Source organism: Microbacterium pygmaeum, assembly GCF_900100885.1.
Lineage (GTDB): Bacteria > Actinomycetota > Actinomycetes > Actinomycetales > Microbacteriaceae > Microbacterium > Microbacterium pygmaeum.
In genome coordinates this window covers 1,446,560-1,465,070 of sequence record NZ_LT629692.1, presented here as the reverse complement: position 1 = coordinate 1,465,070, position 18,511 = coordinate 1,446,560, and the positions used below count along the sequence as shown (strand labels likewise).

Genomic DNA, 18,511 nt, shown 5'->3' with positions numbered 1-18,511 from the left:
CGAGGTACACCGCAGCGGGGTTCGCGGTCGGCACGGTGCCCGGTTCTCCTTCTGGTGATGACCTGTAGTATTAAAGTCTTACATTATGACCATTCCGCGTCAATGGAGAGCGAGCGGAGCGAGAGCGGAGCGGCGCATGAGAGCGATCCGTTACAGCCGACTCGGTGGTCCAGACGTACTCGAGGTCGTGGAGGTGGCCGACCCGGTCATGGGCGCAGACGAGATCCGAGTGCGCGTCACCGCGGCGGCGGCGAACCCAACCGACACGATCAGACGATCCGGGGGCACGCGCCGATCTGCTGAACACCCACCAGCGTCCCTGGGTTCGGGGAATGGACTTCGCGGGCATTGTCGAGGAGATCGGCGAGGATGCGGTCACCGACCTGTCGATCGGCGACCGTGCCATGGCCCTGATCTTTCCAGAGGCAACGCGCGGCGCGTACGCATCCCACATCGTCGTCTCGCCCCGGTCGGTCACCAGAGCGCCAACGGGCATGAGCGACCTCGCGGCGGCGACACTCCCGATGACCGGTCTGACGGCGGTGGCGTCGCTCGACCTGCTGGGCCTGGCGCCGGGCAGTGTGCTGGGCGTGACGGGGGCGGCCGGTGTCTACGGGGGCCATGTGATCCACCTCGCCAAGCACCGCGGCCTGTCGGTCATCGCAGATGCGCCTGGAGTCAGACCTCGGCGCCGGGGCGGCACTTCATCAGCAGCGGCAGCACGCCGGTCTGACACACCTCGCCACGCTGGTTGACCAGCGAGACCCGCCGCTTGAGTATGCCGCGCTGACCGTCGCTGGCCAGCCGGGTCTCCTCGATGTCGATCACGACGTGGACCGTGTCGCCGTCGAACACCGGCGCCTTGAATCTCCACTCCTCGATGCCGAGGAGTGCGATCGTGCCGGCCTCGAAAACACCCGTTCGCGTCATGAGCCCGGTCAAGACGCTGAGCCCGAGCACGCCGTGCGCGATGCGTTGGCCGAAGGAACTCTCCTCGGCGAACACGGCGTCGGTGTGGATCGGGTTGTAATCACCCGAGAGCCCCGCGAACAGAGAAATGTCGGCGACACCGATCGTGCGCCGGGGCGAGACGAATCGGTCGCCGGCCTGGAAATCCTCGAAGTAGTACTTCGGCTTTTCGACGGGCACGTTTCACTCGCTCTCGACGCTGGACTGGAACTGGCTGCTCTTGATCATGCGCGTGGAGCGGTACGTCGCAGCGACGTCGCCCTTCGTCATGCGCACCACGTTGTCGGTCACGACCACTCCGCGATCGCCGCGCGAGGTCATCCGCTTCGAGACGAAGTTGATCTCCGTGAAGATCGTGTCGCCGGAGTACACCGGCGACAGCCATTTCGGTGTCAGCTCGAGCAGTGCGAGACCGGTGCCCCTCGTGACCCCGGAGGCCAGCACGAGGCCCTCGGCGAGCGAGAGCGTCAGCAGCCCGGGCGCGATCCGGCCGGAGTAGTGCTCCGGCCGGCTGACGTACTCCAGATCGATGAAGGTCGGCGTAAGAAACCCGCAGAGGGTGACGAACGACGAGATCTCGTAGTCGGTCACCGTGCGATGTGGCGTCTCGATGGACTGCCCGTCGAAGTAATCCTCGAAGAGCAGTCCCTGCGAAGTCACCGCCGACCTCAGTACGACTTGGGGAGGCCGAGGACGTGGGTGCCGATGTAGCTGAGCACCATGTTCGGCGAGACCGGGGCGACTTGGAAGATGCGCGTCTCGCGGAACTTCCGCTCGATGTCGTACTCGACGGCCATGCTGTTGCCGCCGTGGGTCTGCATCGCGACATTGGCCAGTTCCCACGACGCGTTGGCCGCGAGGTACTTCGCCATGTTTGACTCCGCTCCCGCGTTGACTCCGCTGTCGAAGACCTCGGTGGCCTTCCAGCGCATCTGGTCGGCCGCCTTCATGTTGACGTAACCCGCCGCGATCGGAAACTGCACGGCCTGGTTCTGCCCGATGGGACGACCGAAGATGACCCGCTCGTTCGCGTAGCGGACGGTGCGCTCGAGGAACCAGCGGCAATCGCCAATGCACTCGGCGGCCACGACGATGCGTTCCGCGTTGAGGCCGTCCATCAGGTACCGGAAACCCTTGCCCTCTTCGCCGATCAGCGCGTCCTCCGGGACGCGGAAGTCGTCAAGGAACAGCTCGTACGTGTGGTGGTTGAACATCACCGGAATCTGGCGCATCGACAGCTGCTTGGGGTCGACGTCACGGATGTCGACGAGGAAGCACGAGATGCCCAGGCCCGGCTTCTTGGGGTCGGGCGACGGGCTGGTGCGCGCCATGATGACCATGAGGTCGGTGAATCCAGCGCGCGAGATGTACATCTTCTGGCCCTTGAAGACCCACTCGCCGTTCTCGAGCCGGGCGGTGGTCTGCATCTTCGACGTGTCGGTGCCGACGTTCGGCTCGGTGAGCGCGAAGGTCGTCAGGCGCAGTTCGCCGCTCGCGACCCGGGGCAGCCACTTCGCCTTCTGCTCGTGAGACCCGTAGCGGGCCAGGATGCCCATGATGAACATCGTCGCGTGGATGAAAGCGCCTGCGCCACCGGAGTAGTTGATCTGCTCGGTGATAACGCTGGCTTCTCGGACGCCGAGGCCCCAGCCGCCGTATTCCTCGGGCACCATGACTGCGTGCAGACCCGCTTCGGTGGCGGCGGTGACGAAGTCGGTGGCGTACTCGCCCGACTTGTCGAGTTCGCGATAGTACTCGTCGGGGAATCGCGCGGTGACGGCCTGGGCGGCCTGCAGCACGTCATCGAGCGTCACTTCCGGCTCAGCGGTGATCGTGGTGTTGCTCATTGTCGAGATCCTTTCAGGAGGGGACTGCGAACCGACCTCTCGGTCGGAAGTGCGGGGTCTGATGACGGAGCGGGGTCTGATGACGGCGCGGAGTCTGCGGAGAGCGCGGGGCGTCCGAAAGCACCGCGCTGCTCGAGGGCGTCGATTCTGTCGTTCGCGAACCCGAGTTCGCCGAGCACGGCATCACGGTGCTCTGCGAGGTGCGGGATTCGCGCGGGGGCATCGATGCTGAAGCCGGTGGCGTCGTCGGGAAGCAAGTAGCGTCCACCAATCGCGTCGTCGACCTCGACGAAAGATCCGCGCGCGAGGAAGTGGTCGAGCTCGAGCACCTGAGCCATCGTGAGCACCGGGGCGACCGGAACATCGGCCGCGGTGATCGCGTCGACCACGACGTCACGGGGAAGTGCACTGCTCCACGCCTCCAGCAGGCCTTCGACTTCGCGCTGGCGACTCGCGCGCGCGTCGTACGTGGCGTAGCGGGGGTCGTGTGCAAGGTCGGGTCGGCCCATCGCATCGCACAGGCGCTGCCAGTAGTCGTCCCGGTTCACACCGATGTTGAAGTAGCCGTCGATGGCGGCGAAGGTTCCGTAGGGCACACCGTGGAAGTCGTTCCCGCCCTTCGACGCCGCCTCGGTCACTCCGGCGGCCTGCACACGGGCGAGCGCGACCGACACCAGCGGTAGCGTCGATTCGGTCAGCGCGAGGTCGATCAGGCGGCCCGCGCCGGTGCGCTGCCGATTGAGCAGGCCGAGCAACACCGACGCGTGCGCCGTGTTCCCGGTCATGATGTCGCCCAATGCGAAGCCGCACCACACCGGCATGCCGCCGCGATCGCGCGTGAGTCCCGTGGTGCCGGAGAGGGCTTCGGCGACCATCGCCAGACCGGCTCGGTTCGCGTCGGCGCCGGAGTCGTGCAGCCCGAACCCCGTCATGCTCACGGAGATGATGCTCGGATGCCGCTCGAGCACAGCCTCCGGGTGAAATCCCAGTCGTGCGAGCGCTTGCGGACGCATGTTGGTGATGAAGACGTCGGCCCGGCCGAGCAGCTCCTCGAGGATCTCGGCACCCTCGGCGGTCTTCAAGTCGAGCGCGATGCTGCGCTTGCGCCGGTTGAGCGACGCGAAGTAGCCCGACATCGTGCCCTCGTCGGTCGTTCGGAAGGGGGCCCGTGCGCGGGTCAGCTCACCCTGCGGCGGCTCCACCTTGATGACGTCCGCACCCTCGTCGGCCAGCAGCATGCCCGCGTACGGCCCGGCGATGAGGTGGCAGAGCTCGACCACGCGCACGCCCTGAAGCGGACCACCGTCGGCGATCGTCGATTCGGCCGCGGTGTTCATTCGTCCACCGCCGGTCGCCGGAGGAGCTCGAGGAGCAAATCGACCGGTCCGTCGTTCTCGAGCTGACGGGTGGCATCCCACAACTCGTCGGCGGTGACGTCGGCCCGGCCCCGACGAATGCAGTCGGTGGCCTTCTCTTTGAGCTGCTCGGCAGACATGCGCGCTTCGGGGCTGCCCGATACGGTGTCGCCGACGAATTCCTGCACGCTTCCATCGCGGAGCCGCGCGATGGCCTTGACCGGAGCCATCCCGAGGAAGTCGACGCCCTCGAGCACCTCGACGCCGACGCGATCGCGGGCGAATGCGCCTGCGGCACTCGAGCGGAAGTTCTCGGGATCGAAGTCTTCGATGATGACTGCTCCGCGGTGTAGGCCGACACTCGCGGTGTAGGCGACGCTGAACTGGGCATCGACGACATTCGCGCTCGCGGGGTCGAACTCTCGTCCGACCATGTTCATCGCCTGGCCGCTCACCTGGTAGGTGAGCCGGTCGACCTCGGCGGGATCGATCCCCGCCGCCTTCATGCGCAACGTGACGTCGATGCACGCGTGGGTGAATCGGCAGGCGGGATAGGGCTTCAGGCTGAGGTCGTTCACCAGTGACGCCGAGGCAGCCGAGTCGACGAGGACGTCGGCGTTGAAGACGCCGTCCTGGTACAGGTTGAAGAACCCCGCGCGACCCTCGAAGACGTTGCGCGGACCATCGATTCCCGCCTGCGCGAATGCGGCCCCGATCAAGACGTCTTTGGCCACCATCGCGGGCTGGAAACGCTTGGCGAGACTGCCGTCGATGATCGACTGCAGGCTGCCCGCGGTCTGCGCGAGTTGATGGCCGAGTGCGCTGATCGTCGTCTCGACGTCCCAGCCGCGAAGTCGCGCGATGCCTAGAACCGAGCCCATGCCACCGCTGATCACGCTGTAGTTCCAGCCGCGGCTGCCTCGCGGACCGCCCGCTCGGCCGATCCGCATCGTGCCGTCGATGCCTGCCGCGAGCGCGGTGAGGAACGCGTGGCCGCGGATGTCGGGCTGGTTCTCCTCGAGGTCTGCGATCAGCACCGGCAGCAGCACGCTGTTGGCGTGCAGAGGCACTCCGTCGTCGGTGTCGTCGTAGTCGAGCGCGTGCAGGGCGCCTGCGTTCGCGATCGCCGCGAACGGCGCGGGCGCCGAGCCGAAGCCGCCCCAGACGCTGGCGCGCCCCGGGCCCCAGGCCGAGAGAGCGGTCCGCGCTTCGGGCACGCCCGGCGCGGTGAGCCCGCCGAGCGAGACCGCCAGCGTGTCGTACAGGGCGTCGAGGGTGGCGCTCACCGTCTCGGCGGCGATGTCGCCGTATTCGAGCGCGATGGCGGGCGCGGCATAGGCGCGGGACAGATCTGCTGCGAGGGTTGTGCTCATCTCACACTTCCAGTTCGTCGTCGGTGTCCAGAACGAATTCGAACAGCGGCGTGGGGACGGAGTCGCGAATCTTGAGGCGAACCCGCGCGTCGGGGGCCAGGTCGTCCCACGCGGCGAGCACGCGGCTCACACAGCGCACGCTCTCGTCGAGGTCGACGATACAGAGGGTGTACGGCGCCTCGTGCTCGAACATCTGCGGTGCTGCCGACACCTCGGTGTAGCTCACGAGCACGCCGCGACCGCTCAGTTCGACCCATTCGACGTTCGACTTCCAGCACTCCGGGCACACCGGCTTCGGCGGGAAAGTCATGTGACCGCAGTCCTGACACCGGGTCGTGAGGAATGTCCCGTCGCGCAGGCCGTCCCAGAACGTGCGCGTGAACGCGGTCACGCGCGGCGGGTAAACGAGGGTGTTCTCGGTCATGTCCTCACGTCTCCCTCGACGAGTTCGCCCCGCAGGCGCATCAACTTGCCGCTCGCAGAATGTGCATCATGGTGGCGTTGTAGTCGCCGAGTTCACCGGTCACGGCCCCGAATTCGGCATCGATCACCTGTCGCGAGCCGGCCTCGCCGCGCAGCTGCTGCACCGCTTCGTAGACGTTGTACAGCGGCGTGACCAGCGGCGGGTGTCCCCGGCTCGCGCATCCGCCCGACGTCGAGATCGGGATGTCGCCGCCGAGACTGGTGACTCCGTCGACGGCGGCGGCGCCGCCCTCGCCTCGCGGCACCAGACCGAGCGACTCGCTCAAGATCAGTTCGACGATCGAGCACGGTGCATAGACTTCGGCGAAATCAAGATCGGATGCCTGGATCCCGGCATCCGAGTACGCCTTCCCCGACGCGATCTCAGCGGATTCGAACCAGGTCAGCGACCGCGGGGTGGGCGAGACCTGATGCACTCCCTCGTGGTGGAAGCCGCGACCGACGATGTCGACGTAACGACCACCGAGAGATCGCGCGATGTCGGGGCGCGCGATGACGATCGCCACTGCCCCGTCGGAGCGCGGCGGCACGTCGAGCAGGCCCAGCGGGCGCACGATCTGACGGGCGTCGATGACGTCTTGAATCGTGATCGGCTTGCGCATCTGCGCGATCGGGTTATCCAGCGCGTGGCGCCGATTCTTGACCGGGATCGCGGCGAGCTGCTCGCGGGTCAGGCCGTACTCGTGCATGTACCGGGTGGCGTTGAAGGCGTACCAGGAGATCGGTGTCACCCCGAACGGAACGGCGAAGTCGACGTCTCCGACCGCGCGCATCGACAGGTGCATGTGCTCGCCGGTGTTGACGTGCATCTCGCGGTTGACCCCGAGGGCGATCGCCACTTTGGCCTGGCCCGACGCGACGCGCGCGACGGCGGTGTCGAAGGCGAGTGCGCCGGTCAAGCCGTTGCCCAGAACCTCGAGAAGCGTGTCGCCGAGAGGCAGGTTGAGGTACGACGTGATGAACGTGCCGAAGTAGCGCTGCTCGGCGTAGGGACGCGGCAGCGAGAACACGAGTGCGTCGATGTCGTCTTTGGTCACCCCGGCGTCTTCGACCGCCTCGAGGAGTGCCCGCACCATCATCTCGTGCTCGAGTTCTTCGAGGTACTTGCCGACCGGCAGGGCACCGATCCCCACGATGGAAGCTGCGGGCTCCATGTTCAATCCTGCGCAATCTTCGTCGAAAACGTTCTAGCCTGACAATTAGCTAACTGTCATACAATCACCGGCACACGGGCGTGTCAAGCTGAACGGTGTCAGTCGGCGCCGAAACTGCGGAAGTGTGCGGCGATGCCCTCGAGCGAACTCAGAGCCGGCAGATCCCACAGCTGTCCGGACAGATCAGCCGACGCCGCGGCGGGCAGAGCCTCACTTACGAGGTCGTCGAACTTGGCGGCGACCTCCGAATCGCTCATCGGATTGGCCGGATGCCCTCGCGGGAAGTCCTGCTCGTGTTCGACGACCGTACCGTCGGAAAGGGTGATCGTGACACTGGTCGGACAGCGATCCCGGGTCGAGCGCGCCGTCAGATCGTCGCGGCCCGTGACCGTGATGCGGTCCATGACAGCGAGCAGTCGCCGATCACTCAGCCTTTCGTCCGCGTACGTCGCCTCCCCGATAGCCCCGTCGCGAAGAGCGGATGCCACGAGGAACGGCATGCTGTGGTCGGCGGTCTCGCGGGTCGATGGCCGCCACTTCGCGTCGTGGTCGCCGACACCGCCGCCGATCGCACGGTAAGCACTGTCGCACGTGACGACCTCGATCGACTCCACCCGCTCGAGGTCGAGACCGACCCGCAACCTGGTGACGATGTCGATCGCGACCTGACCCCAGTAACAAGCGCCGAACCGCTTGAGACTCGACCGCTCGATGGCACTGGGCACGGCCGACCCCAGGCGAAGGTCGAACGGCTCCCAAACCTGTTCGAAGAGCCCGAATTTGCCCTCGAACGGTTCGGGAGGTCCCGTCATCCCCGCTCGTGCCAGACGGGTCGCGAACGACGCCGTCATCGACGCGTGCGGCACGGCGGCCGCCTTCCACTCGGAGAGCTGTCCGTACCGGGTCACCTTCAGCGGAGCGCTCGGCACGATCGCCAGCGAAAGCGCGTTGGCAGTCTGCTGCCGCGACAGGCCGAATACCCGGGCGAGCCCGGCGGCGACTCCCAGCGAGCTGAAGATGCCCTGGTCCCATCCCCCGGTTGCGGGCACCGACTCGGCCAACGTCGTGGCGACCTCGTATGCCGTGTACACCCCGGCAACCACCTCGGAGCCGCCGGCACGGGTTGCCTCCGCCGCCGCCAGCACCACGGCGATCATGTCGCTCGGGTGCCCGGATGACCCGAAGTCGTTGAAATCCAGGTATCGGTTGGCGGCGCCGTTGACGAATCCGGCGCAGTCGACCAGGATCTTCTCCGGCTGCCCATAGACCGACGCCACGAGCGGCCCTCCCGTGCCCTCGACCACTGAGCGAGCTATGGCGGCCGGCTCGGATCGGAACCCGCCGGCGCCGCACCCGACGGTGTCAACCACGTGGCGCACGACCTGCTCGACGGTCTGCGGCGCCAGATGCCGCGTCTCGACCGAGTCGACGAAGTCGACGAGTCTCTCGAGAGTCGTGTCCATCAGCCCAGCGATTCGATGATCACCGACACGTCGGCGACGGTCTCCAGCTCGCGGATCTCCGCGACGATGCGACGGAGCTCCGACTCGCGGAGCGGACGGATCGAATACGTCGCGCAGTCCACGAACTTCGTCACCAGGTCGTCCCACGACAGCGGTCGTTCGGTGCTGCCGGGCGTCTGACCGTGACTGACCTCGGCCTCGAGCTGCTCGCCCGACTTCAGGGTGATGCGAACGGCACTCGGCGGAAGCTCCTCGCTCCAGTCGAATCTGGAGTCCTCGACGAACGAGATCTTGTCGGCGACCGCGACAACCTGCGGGTCGGTGCGGCTCTCCTCGGCGAAGTCGCCGAGCCCTACCCGGCCCCGCGCCACGGCGAGTGCGACGGTGTAGGGGATGCTGAACTTCGCATCGAGGATCGACGCCGGCCGGCGACGCTTCTCGATGGGTTCGCTCAGCCGCTTCGCGAAGTCGCCGCCGATCACATCGATGTGTTCGATCTCGTCTCCGCGCCCGGCTGCTCCCAGCAGCTGCATCGATGCCGCGATGTAGCCGTGCGACGCCCCGCAACTCGGCCACAGCTTGTAGACGATCGTGCTGCCCTCGAAGCGCGTGCCGAGGTCGGCGACCATCGCGTCACGGTTGTAGTCGTTGTCGAAGTAGACCTCGAGGAAGCCCGCTTTGCCCTCGAACGGTGCGGTGGTGCCGGTGACGCCCGCCTGCGCGAGATAGGCCGAGAACACTCCCGCCTTCGCGGCGAATCCGGCGTAGTTTCCGCGGAGGCCACCGCCGGTGCCGTAGGCGAGCTGCATCGTTCCAGCCGACTGCATGCTCGCGATGCCGAAGGCGCTTAGCACTTGCGATTCGGAGAGCTTCAGAAGCTTCGCGCACGCGGCGGCGGCGGCAAAGGCTCCGATGACCGGTGTCATGAACCAATCCTGCTTCCAGGCCACGTATTTGCGGAGACGCGCGAAGATGTCTTGGCCGATCGCCATGGCGGTGATGAACTCCTCGCCGGAGACTCCCCCGAGGCGCTCCGCCACCGCGAACAGGGCGGGTACGAGCGAGCTGCTGGGGTGGTGGCCCTCGGGCAGGTGGTCGTCGAAATCGAGGCCGTGGGCCATGGCGCCGTTCACGAAAGCCGCCGACGGCGCGGGCAGCTTGCCGCCGAAGCCCATCACGGTGCTCTCGGCGATTCCGCCCCACTCCTTCATGAGGTCGACGACCTCTGGGATGGCATCCTGCAGTCCACTCGCGCCGAGGATCACCCCGAGGGTGTCGAGCGTGCTCTGCTTGGCGGCGCGGACGGCGTCGGGCGGCAGGTCGCGATAGTTCGTCGCGATCACATAGCGTGCGAAGACAGCGCCGAGATCATCCTCGGTGCGGAGCCCTGGGGTAGACATGTTTCCCTCTCCCGGTCTGTGACGCGGCGCGCCGAAGCGCGATCGGACCATTCCGATGCCTTACAGACCTGCAATAAGACTGGCATTTGACAGTGTGTGAGTCAATCGACGATTGGCGCCGGATGGTTCGCCGCCGTCGGTCATGAGTCATCGTTCATCCGGTCTCCGGGTGAGAAGCGCACTCGAACACAGCATCACCGCGAAGATCAGCACGACGCCGCCGGCGCCGGCGAATCCACCCACGAGTCCGAGACAGACGGGGATGAGCGTCTGCCCCACGCGGTTGGCGGCGAGGCGCAGCGACACCGAGGCACCACGATTGTGCGCGGGGGTGATCTCCGCCAGCCACGACATGGTCAGGGGCTGACACACGCCGAGCACGAAGCCGAGCACGACCGCAGCCGCCAGGACGAAAGCTTCGTGAAGCGGGAGCGCCGTGACGGCCAGGCTGATTCCGGCGAGGATCGTCGAGACCATCAGCACGGTCAGCCGACCGAAGCGCGCGACCACCGGCCCCACGATCAGCCGCGAGATCATGCTCATGACCGCGCGCAGCGACAGCATGATGCTCACGAAGACAACGTCGTAGCCCCGTTCCACACCGAGAGCGGGCCAATAGACCTGGACGATGTCGATCGCGACGACCGAGATCGACCCGACGATCAGCGCCGACACGACGCCGCGATGCCGGATGAGTCGCCCGGCTTCGCGCAGCACGCCCGGCGGAGCGCCCTGCGAAACCCGCGAGGAGGGAGGCCTGCTGGGCGTGAAGAACGCCGCGGCGCCCAGAATCCCCAGGGCCAGCACGACACATCCGCCGAACACGAGCTCGAGATCGGGTACCGCCCTCGTGCCGCCCACCACGATGAGCAGAAGCGGCCCGATCAACTGACCGCACGACGACGAGAAGGCGTACAGGCCGTAGATCGCATCGAGGCGCGACCGTGGCGTCCGGTGTGCCACCTGCACCTGCCCCACGATGACCGACGGCATGTGCCCCGCTCCCACCAGCAGACTCGCCAGCAGCACGAGCGACGGCGACGAGAAGCCGAACAGCGCGACGAGCGCGCCGGCCGCCACCGAGAGTGCACCGATGAGGGCCGCGCGGCGCTCCCCGAAGACGTCGACGAACCGGCCGATGGGAAGAGCAAGCGCCAGTGCGGGCACCGAGAAGCTCGCCGCGAGCACTCCCAGCATCCAGATCGGTACGTCCGCCGCGATGAAGGCGTACGCGAGGGCCGGCCGGAAGGCCGCCGTGAATCCCTGGACGAAGAAGGAATGGGTCGAAACCGTCCAGAGCCAGCCGTTGCCGCCGGGGGAACGAGCCTTCACCCTCCCTCACCCGATCGGCGACGCGTCATCGTCGAGCTCGATTCATCCGGCGAATGCCGGGATGATGTGCTCGCCGAACCGTCGAATCTGTTCGGCACCACGTTCGAGATCGTGTTGCAGGTGCGGCCCGACGGCCGACACCCCCATCGCCTCCCAGCGCTCGAGCAGCTCGACGATCTCGTCGGGGCTCGCGATGAGTGCGCGAGAGCGCAGGAATTCCTCCGAGATCTCGTCGACGATGCCGGAATGAAGGCGCCACGCATGACCGTTGTACGCGTCTAGATACCACTCGGGTCGATCGAGCGGATGCACGTCGGTGCCTCCCGACTCCTCGGCGAGTGCCCGCCGGTACGCGTCGGCGACGGGCGCCACGTCGGGCGGTACCGCGGTGGCCTCCACCGGGTCGAACGTGCCGGGGGTGGGCGGCCGGCGAGCGGCCCAGCTGCCGATCTGACTCTGCCAGACGCCCAGCGCCGACTCCTTGACCTCTCTGGAGGTCGCACGCTCGCCGTCTTCCAGAACGTACATATTGAGCATCACGAAGATCCGGATGTCTTCGACCGAGCGTCCGGCGCGACGCGCACCGGCAGCCAGGTTGCGCCGCACCGTCGCCAGATCGATATCGGCGGGGTTCTTCACGCTGAAGATCACCGCGTCGGCGACCTCGCCGGCCAGTTCGGTGGACTTCGGTCCGCCCGCCGCGACGTAGATCGGAATCGGATCGCTCAGGTTGTAGAACGTGTCATCGACGCTGCCGCGTTGATGGATCATCCGCATCATTCGCCGGTCCCCGCGAAACTCGTACTCGATCGCCTCACCGCTGACCAGCGCCCGCACTTCACGGATGTACCTGCGCAGTTCCCGGAGGGATGCACCGCCGAAGCCCATCGCCTTCATGCTCGTATAGCCCGATCCGATCGCGAGGAACGTGCGGCCCGGCGCGATCTGGTTGATCGATGCGAGACCGTTCGCGGTGACCGACGACATGCGCGTGAGAGAGTTCGTGACGCCCGGGCCCACGTTGATCCGCGTCGTGGCCGCGGCGCAGAGCGCCATGCTCGCGTAGAGCTCGGCGTAGAGCAGCTGCGAGTCGTACAGGTGGAGATAACTGAATCCGGCCGCTTCCGCCTGCAGCGCGAGCGGTGGAAGATCCATGCGGGCCGGCGTCCACAGGCTGAATTTCATCGACGTATTCCTTTGTCTTTAGGGGAAATGCTTGTAAGAAGCTGATCACTGGGCAGTCGGTGGCCGCACGCGTGCCGTCCGGCTGCGCTCCACCGGGTTCACCGCCCGCCGTTCGTTCGCCAGGGCAGAAACCGTGGTGGTGCCGAAAGGTCCTCGTCGGTCGTACATCACCAGAGAGCCCACCGCGATGCCGTCATGCTCCAGACGGTCGGTCGTCGCCAGGCCGCAGGCGAGTTGCTCCGGGAGCCGCGTGAGCGCCATCGTGACGTCGGCATTGATGTACGCCAGGGGGCAGGTGCCCCAATTCGAGACGAGGTTGGAGATATCCGCCACGCTCGCCGCCATCTGAAAGGGGGTCAGCTGCTCCCCGGTCACGATCGGCATCCCAGCGTGCCAGGACTGATTCGGCTGCGTGCCATCGGGAGTCGAAATGCTCTCACTCCAGCCGGTCGCCTCACTGAAGAAGAGGCGGCCGTCGCTGTCGCGCGACTTCGTATCCTCCGCCGGCACCGCGAATCGGCGGTTCGCCGACCACACCGTGCCCCGCGCGGTCGAGGACGGCGCGAGCAGCAGCGTCGACGACCTCGCGACGGATTCCCCGCTGACCCGATAGTCGGCGTCGATGAGCACGAGTCGCGTGCCACGCCGGACCACGCTCGTCGTCAACGTGGCACGCGACGCTCGAACGGGCCGGAACAGGTCGAGGGTGAATCGTGTCGGATGCAGACCGCTCATGCCAGCCGCCGCAACGGCGGTCTCGGTCGCTCTGGCCAGCGCACCGGCGACGGCCGGCCCCCGCAGTTGGTCGGCCGACCAGCTGCTGAGCGCGCGGTCTCGGGGAATCAAGCCGCCCTCGCCGCCATCCTCATCCAGGTCGAAAAAGGCCGGGTCGCTCATGCGGCACTCCTTGGTTCGTGTTGGTCGCGTCGTGCCATCGGCGCCAGTTCCCTCAGCGCCGGGGCAAGTTCGCGCCACTGACCGAGCGGAACTCCCCGCGGCTGCGAGGTGAGCGGTTGGATCGAGACATGGTCGGCACCGGCATCGAGGTGCTCGCGTATTCGTCGTACGACGTCGTCGACCGACCCGGTGGCCACCAGGGCATCGACGAGCCGCTCGCTCCCACCCCCCTGGAAGTCTTCGTCGTCATACCCGAAACCGCGGAGATTCCTCACGTAGTTGGGCTGTGACAGATACACCCCGATACGCCGTCGCGCGATCTCCCGCGCAGCGCCGCGGTCTCGCTCGATCACCACCATCTGGTCGGGACACAGCAGCGCGCGGGTACCCATTATCGAGCGGGCCCGAGACGTGTGCTCGGGCGGCACGAGATAGGGGTGCGCCCCGTCGGCGTGTTGTGACGCGAGCGCCAGCATCTTCGGCCCCAAGGCGCCGATCACCCGGGGCGCCGCCTGCGTCGGCCGCACGGCGCGGTACGGCGCCGCCGCCATCGCGGCCAGATACTCTGTCAGCGACGCGAGGGGCGAACCGTAGGAGCCTCCGCGCACCTTCTCCACGAGATTCTTGTGACTCACGCCGATCCCGACGATGAGCCGGCTCGGGAACGCTTCGGCGAGGGCGTTGGCCGCGCACGACATCGCGACCGCGTCACGCGCCCACATCGATGCGATTCCCGTCGCTCCGATCATCGACCGCGTCGCCGTGAGCAGGTGGGTCAGATGCACGAAGACGTCTCTGCCGGCCATCTCAGGCAACCACACCACCCCGTAGCCCAGATCCTCCCACTCGACGGCGATGTCTTTCGCGACGGCCGTGGGAACGAAGTCCAGGGCTCGACCGCGCACGCCGAACGGGGGCAACCGCGGGCGCGCCGGTTCGGGTGCGGTGAGTTCGTCGCCACGCATGGGGGTGCCTCCATCGTCGTTGTCGAGTTCGAGCGGACTGTCATTCCGTCATCGGGCGGATGCCATGGCGCCGCCGCCACCTCTCATCCATCACCGCGATGATCACCGCTGTGCAGAAGAAGCCGATCGCGGCGAGGATGGCGTTACGGTATGCGTCGCGATACGCCGTCAGGTTGCCCAGGGCAAAGGACTCCTGCGCGATCGTGCCGTAGAAGGCCGACACCAGCACCGCGACCCCGATGGCCGCACCGAGCCGTTGCGCGACCTGGGTGATCGATCCCGCCAGGCCGCCATTCGACGGCGGGATATCGTTCAGCGTCAGCGTCTGATTAGGGGCCGATACGCATCCGGCACCCCATCCGGCGAGGATGAGGCTCAGCGGCACCAGCCACTGCGCCTCGTCAGCGGGCAGCACGACCGCCGCCGCCCCTGCCGATCCCCACCCGACGATCGCGATCGATAGGCCGATGATCACCAACGGTCGACCATATCGATGCGTGAGCCGTCCGCTCCACCACGACGCGACGATGAAGGCGACGGCGAAGGGCACGATCGACAGCCCGGCTTGCAATGCGCCGACTCCGAGTCCCAGTTGCAGAAAGAGCGTCGTCACGAGCATGGATGCCGGCGCTCCCCCGTAGTAGGCGAGCGCGATCAGAACGCCGTGGCGATAACCGCGGCTGCGGAACATGCCGAAATCGACCACCGGGTTTTGACCGATGCGCACGTACCGCCGTTCCCAGAAGGCGAAGGCGGTTCCTGAAACCGCCGCGACAGGAAGCAGCAGCCAGCGCAGCGGACTGTCGGCCGCCGTCCCGGTCGTCAGCGCGAAAGGAGCCATCACTGCGAGCGTTGTCATCGCGAGCAGAAGGATGCCGACCGGATCGAGGTCGCCACGGGCGGAGCGCCGAACTCCGTCAGGCGGAAGAAGCCTGGCCGCGAGCGGAATCAGAACCGCGACGATCGGCACGTTCATGAGGAACACCAAGCGCCATCCCCACTCCGCACCGCCGATCGTGACGAGCAGACCACCCAGGGGAGGCGCAATCGCCAGCGTCAGGCCGATCATCGCCCCGAAAAGACCGAACGCCTTGCCCCGTTCGGCGCCGGCGAACAGTCGCTGAAGAAGTCCGAGTGCCTGGGGCATCAGAGTGCCGGCAGCGATGCCTTCGAGGAGTCGGCCGATCACGAGGATCGTGACGTTGGGTGCAAAGCCGCACACGACACTGGCGAGCCCGAACAGCACGACTCCGATCAGGAAGAGCACGCGGCGGCCGCGAAGATCGCCGGCGCGACCGGCGGGCACCAGTGCCAGGCCGAACGCGAGCACGTAGCCCGCGACGATGAGTTGCACCGCGGTCGGGGTTGCTCCGAGCGATGCCTCGATCGCCGGAATGGCGACGTTCACCTTCGAGATGTCGAGCACGGCCAGGCCGGCCGCCATTAGGCAGACGGCGAACGCCGACCACCGGGCCCGCTGCGTCGAAGCCGTCACGGTGAGAAGGATCGATCCATCCGGAAAGCCGATTTGCCTTCCGGTAAGGTGAATCGATCTTGCGACGCCGCAGGCCGGAGGGCGATATGACCGACAACACGAGCAACGATCGCGGCGAGTCGACGACCAGGATTCTGGGCCAGAAGGTTCTGCGGCCCAGACAGCAGGTTGAAGAAGCGCTGCGCAAGGCCGTTCTCAGCGGTCAGCTTGCCGCGGGAGAGCGACTTCCCGCCGAAACGGAGCTGGCGCGACAGTTCAACGTCAGCCGCCCAACGATCCGGGAAGCGCTCTCTGCCCTGGAATCTCAGGGGCTGATCTTCAAAGTCCCGGGCGCCGGCGGTGGAAGCTTCGTGCAGACCGTCGATCACAATGCGCTCGGTCAGGTCGTGCAGAAATCGATGCACAACCTCCTGTGGCTGGGCAGCATCAGCTTCGACGAGTTGGCCATGGTCCGGCAGTTTCTCGAGGTACCCGCTGCTGCTCTGGCGGCGAAGCACCGCACCGACGCCGACGTGGAGGAACTTCGCACCATCATCGACGAACAGAAACTGCGAACGGTCGACGACCCCGCCGTGGCCGAACTCGACGCTCGCTTTCACATCGCCATCGCGCGCATGTCGGGCAACCGCATTCTCGCGTCGCTCGTGTATGCGTTGCACCGGGAGACCGAACCCGTGTCGTACCTCGATCTTTCGCCGTCGGTGGGGCGCGATACGTTCGCTCAGCATCAGAGCATCTTCCACTCGATCGCCGACGGCGACGCAACCGCGGCGGAGGCGGCGATCATCGACCACCTCACCTACCTCCGCCACCACATCGGCCCTAGTCGCGGTCGCCCGCTCGACTCGGGCGACGCCTGAGTAGTCGCGCGCGATCGAGCGGGTAGCATCCATTTCAGTCCCACGCCAACCCCAGGGCCGCAACGGCCTCCCGCGACGCCGGACGTCATATGGTTTGGGCGTGTAGTTCATCTACAAGCCATCGCTGAATGTCGCGGATTGCGTTCAAATTGCTGGAGTGGTTGCTGGGGTTCGACGAAAAGCTGATGTAGGCGCATCGGATCAACTCGTAGCGCGCTCCATCGTCGCGAACGGTGATGACCAATCAATCCCGGCGCGTGCAGGACACGTCCCTGCCGCGCAGCGTTGCCGTCTCTGGCAGGTGGGCCGATCGTTCAGAACCTGTGCCATCAGGAGCGCCGCGCGCGCTGCATCTGAATAGCGAGGCAGATGACCCTACCCGCCCACCAAAGGGTGAGAAGTATGAATCCAAGGCCAGCTGAAAGCACGAACACACCGCCAGCACCCTCGATCTCGGTCAACTTCCCGGCGTCGAGACTCAGGCTGCACCAACTCCCGATAGCGAGAAGAATCCCGCTCAAGGCTGTGCAAGCAATACTCCCCACCGACGCGGCCCGCCGCTTCTGCGTCCACCATGCTGTGGTAGCACCTAGCAACGATGCCGCGCTGCAGACGAACAAAAGGAGAACTGCATCGCTAGTGGTTACGGCGCCAAGAACTGAGAAGCCCACGACGCCGAGCGCTACACCCGTCCCGAGAGCGAACACGATCGGCGCCAGACGGTACCTTATCGGCCGTATCCACTCGTTGCGCTCGGTAATGGAAGTCGACCCTTCTCGACCTGCACTGTTGCGCTGGCGGGCCCCATAGAGGAGGGGTTCGTCGAGTTCTACCGTTAGTTCGCGCATGTTCGGATGCCACTTCGTCGAGGCGGATTGTTGTTAAGGTCCGTACACACTAAAGCACCTCATGAACACGATAGTCAATGTAAGACCTTTATCTCATTGGTCCGGCTATGTGTGAGAGCTAAGGCGCACTGCTGATTGGGTAGCGATCGAGCGAGGGTTAGGCAGTGGCAACCGGCTATCGGTTCTTGAAGCATGACGGTGTCCGCCGTAGCCCCTTCCCGAGGAGCGAGCGCTTCTCGGGAACACACGTGGGAGCCTCGATGACGAACCCTGCCCCACGTCGACGCGGTGTGTCCCGCTCGTGCGGTACTGAATCATTGCTGGCGGGGTCTCTCGCTCATTCGCATTGGTCACCGCGGCTGAAGGCCCTACTGACACCGCGGGCGATTTCGTCAGGTTGCGCGTCCAAATCCAACGAGACGAATCGCACGCGATTGTGTTCCAACTGGAGCAGCACGTTCTCGGACAGCTCACCCATGGCGATCGCCCCGATGATCGGAACATGCTGAAGGCGGGAGGCCGAGTTTCCATCGAGCGGCAACCACATAACGAAACCGCCGAGCGGCTGCGCGCACGCACTGATCTCGTTAAGAAGCCTGAGAACGTGAGCAGGGTTGAGGAGCTGACCCGCCAGCTCGGAGATGACGCAAATCGTGGGAGATTGTCTCGTACGCAGAGCTCGCGCCCAAGGGTCTGGGCCGTCGTAGCGAAGCTCATCAGCTGCAGTCAGCACTCGTGCTCGTGTCGAATCTGCGACGCCTCGACCGCCACTCAGCGCGGCGGACGCTGTCGATGCCGCCACACCCGCGTGTTTTGCGACATCGGAGAGGCGTATCCGTCGCAATGTTGAGTCATCGGCCTTGACCACTGGTGCGGCTCCCATGC

At 66.2% G+C, this 18,511-nt stretch carries 17 protein-coding genes; 2 read left to right on the top strand and 15 right to left on the bottom strand.

Annotated features, from left to right (window positions below):
- The first annotated feature begins 164 nt into the window (after positions 1-164).
- Positions 165-755, top strand: a complete 591-nt coding sequence (locus tag BLT19_RS17565; protein ID WP_407939820.1) for an alcohol dehydrogenase catalytic domain-containing protein — start codon at positions 165-167, stop codon at positions 753-755.
- Here BLT19_RS17565 and BLT19_RS06790 read toward each other — a convergent pair.
- The 14 genes from BLT19_RS06790 to BLT19_RS06725 all read right to left on the bottom strand — a co-directional run bounded on the left by BLT19_RS06790 (position 679) and on the right by BLT19_RS06725 (position 15,918).
- Entirely contained in the window at positions 679-1,149 is a 471-nt protein-coding gene (locus BLT19_RS06790) for a MaoC/PaaZ C-terminal domain-containing protein (RefSeq protein WP_091487979.1), read from the bottom strand. The genes BLT19_RS17565 and BLT19_RS06790 overlap by 77 nt on opposite strands.
- Before the next feature lie 3 nt (positions 1,150-1,152).
- Positions 1,153-1,629: a MaoC family dehydratase gene (locus BLT19_RS06785; protein ID WP_157681787.1), complete on the bottom strand. Its 477-nt coding sequence runs from the start codon at positions 1,627-1,629 to the stop codon at positions 1,153-1,155.
- Positions 1,630-1,637: 8 nt separating this feature from the next.
- Positions 1,638-2,816, bottom strand: a complete 1,179-nt coding sequence (locus BLT19_RS06780) for an acyl-CoA dehydrogenase family protein (RefSeq protein ID WP_091487977.1) — start codon at positions 2,814-2,816, stop codon at positions 1,638-1,640.
- Positions 2,813-4,153 carry a CaiB/BaiF CoA transferase family protein gene (locus BLT19_RS06775; protein WP_091487976.1) on the bottom strand — a complete coding sequence of 447 codons (1,341 nt, stop codon included), beginning with the start codon at positions 4,151-4,153 and terminating at the stop codon, positions 2,813-2,815. The genes BLT19_RS06780 and BLT19_RS06775 overlap by 4 nt, the downstream gene beginning before the upstream one ends.
- The gene (locus BLT19_RS06770) at positions 4,150-5,544 is read right to left on the bottom strand and encodes an MmgE/PrpD family protein (protein WP_091487975.1); all 1,395 of its coding nucleotides are present in this window, start codon (positions 5,542-5,544) and stop codon (positions 4,150-4,152) included. The genes BLT19_RS06775 and BLT19_RS06770 overlap by 4 nt, the downstream gene beginning before the upstream one ends.
- A gap of 1 nt (position 5,545) precedes the next feature.
- A complete protein-coding gene (locus BLT19_RS06765; RefSeq protein WP_091487974.1) occupies positions 5,546-5,968 on the bottom strand; it encodes a Zn-ribbon domain-containing OB-fold protein in 423 nt (140 codons plus the stop codon).
- A 40-nt stretch (positions 5,969-6,008) separates the two neighbouring features.
- Positions 6,009-7,181: a thiolase family protein gene (locus tag BLT19_RS06760; protein WP_172825600.1), complete on the bottom strand. Its 1,173-nt coding sequence runs from the start codon at positions 7,179-7,181 to the stop codon at positions 6,009-6,011.
- A 98-nt stretch (positions 7,182-7,279) separates the two neighbouring features.
- The gene (locus BLT19_RS06755; protein ID WP_091487973.1) at positions 7,280-8,644 is read right to left on the bottom strand and encodes an MmgE/PrpD family protein; all 1,365 of its coding nucleotides are present in this window, start codon (positions 8,642-8,644) and stop codon (positions 7,280-7,282) included.
- Positions 8,644-10,044, bottom strand: a complete 1,401-nt coding sequence (locus BLT19_RS06750; protein WP_157681786.1) for an MmgE/PrpD family protein — start codon at positions 10,042-10,044, stop codon at positions 8,644-8,646. Before BLT19_RS06750 ends, BLT19_RS06755 begins: the two co-directional genes overlap by 1 nt.
- A gap of 147 nt (positions 10,045-10,191) precedes the next feature.
- Positions 10,192-11,376 (bottom strand): MFS transporter, encoded by a 1,185-nt coding sequence (locus tag BLT19_RS06745; protein ID WP_091487971.1) that lies wholly within the window; start codon positions 11,374-11,376, stop codon positions 10,192-10,194.
- A 42-nt stretch (positions 11,377-11,418) separates the two neighbouring features.
- A complete protein-coding gene (locus BLT19_RS06740; protein ID WP_091487970.1) occupies positions 11,419-12,561 on the bottom strand; it encodes an LLM class flavin-dependent oxidoreductase in 1,143 nt (380 codons plus the stop codon).
- Between the two features lie 45 nt (positions 12,562-12,606).
- Positions 12,607-13,458: an acyl-CoA thioesterase domain-containing protein gene (locus BLT19_RS06735; RefSeq protein ID WP_091487969.1), complete on the bottom strand. Its 852-nt coding sequence runs from the start codon at positions 13,456-13,458 to the stop codon at positions 12,607-12,609.
- Positions 13,455-14,423 (bottom strand): TIGR03620 family F420-dependent LLM class oxidoreductase, encoded by a 969-nt coding sequence (locus BLT19_RS06730; protein ID WP_091487968.1) that lies wholly within the window; start codon positions 14,421-14,423, stop codon positions 13,455-13,457. The genes BLT19_RS06735 and BLT19_RS06730 overlap by 4 nt, the downstream gene beginning before the upstream one ends.
- Positions 14,424-14,463: 40 nt before the next feature.
- A complete protein-coding gene (locus BLT19_RS06725) occupies positions 14,464-15,918 on the bottom strand; it encodes an MFS transporter (protein WP_157681785.1) in 1,455 nt (484 codons plus the stop codon).
- Between the two features lie 86 nt (positions 15,919-16,004).
- Between BLT19_RS06725 and BLT19_RS06720 the strand changes: the two genes are divergently transcribed.
- Entirely contained in the window at positions 16,005-16,778 is a 774-nt protein-coding gene (locus BLT19_RS06720) for a FadR/GntR family transcriptional regulator (protein ID WP_091487966.1), read from the top strand.
- A gap of 1,185 nt (positions 16,779-17,963) precedes the next feature.
- On the opposite strand, the gene BLT19_RS06710 is transcribed toward BLT19_RS06720, so the two are convergent.
- Positions 17,964-18,509: a LacI family DNA-binding transcriptional regulator gene (locus tag BLT19_RS06710; protein ID WP_091487964.1), complete on the bottom strand. Its 546-nt coding sequence runs from the start codon at positions 18,507-18,509 to the stop codon at positions 17,964-17,966.
- Positions 18,510-18,511: the final 2 nt, after the last annotated feature.

Coding starts and splice junctions, on each gene's coding strand:
- BLT19_RS06710 (WP_091487964.1), bottom strand. CDS start 18,509: ATGGGAGCCGCACCAGTGGTCAAGGCCGATGACTCAACATTGCGACGG.
- BLT19_RS06755 (WP_091487973.1), bottom strand. CDS start 8,644: ATGGACACGACTCTCGAGAGACTCGTCGACTTCGTCGACTCGGTCGAG.
- BLT19_RS06750 (WP_157681786.1), bottom strand. CDS start 10,044: ATGTCTACCCCAGGGCTCCGCACCGAGGATGATCTCGGCGCTGTCTTC.
- BLT19_RS06740 (WP_091487970.1), bottom strand. CDS start 12,561: ATGAAATTCAGCCTGTGGACGCCGGCCCGCATGGATCTTCCACCGCTC.
- BLT19_RS06730 (WP_091487968.1), bottom strand. CDS start 14,423: ATGCGTGGCGACGAACTCACCGCACCCGAACCGGCGCGCCCGCGGTTG.
- BLT19_RS06720 (WP_091487966.1), top strand. CDS start 16,005: ATGACCGACAACACGAGCAACGATCGCGGCGAGTCGACGACCAGGATT.
- BLT19_RS06770 (WP_091487975.1), bottom strand. CDS start 5,544: ATGAGCACAACCCTCGCAGCAGATCTGTCCCGCGCCTATGCCGCGCCC.
- BLT19_RS06760 (WP_172825600.1), bottom strand. CDS start 7,181: ATGGAGCCCGCAGCTTCCATCGTGGGGATCGGTGCCCTGCCGGTCGGC.
- BLT19_RS06765 (WP_091487974.1), bottom strand. CDS start 5,968: ATGACCGAGAACACCCTCGTTTACCCGCCGCGCGTGACCGCGTTCACG.
- BLT19_RS06735 (WP_091487969.1), bottom strand. CDS start 13,458: ATGAGCGACCCGGCCTTTTTCGACCTGGATGAGGATGGCGGCGAGGGC.
- BLT19_RS06775 (WP_091487976.1), bottom strand. CDS start 4,153: ATGAACACCGCGGCCGAATCGACGATCGCCGACGGTGGTCCGCTTCAG.
- BLT19_RS06780 (WP_091487977.1), bottom strand. CDS start 2,816: ATGAGCAACACCACGATCACCGCTGAGCCGGAAGTGACGCTCGATGAC.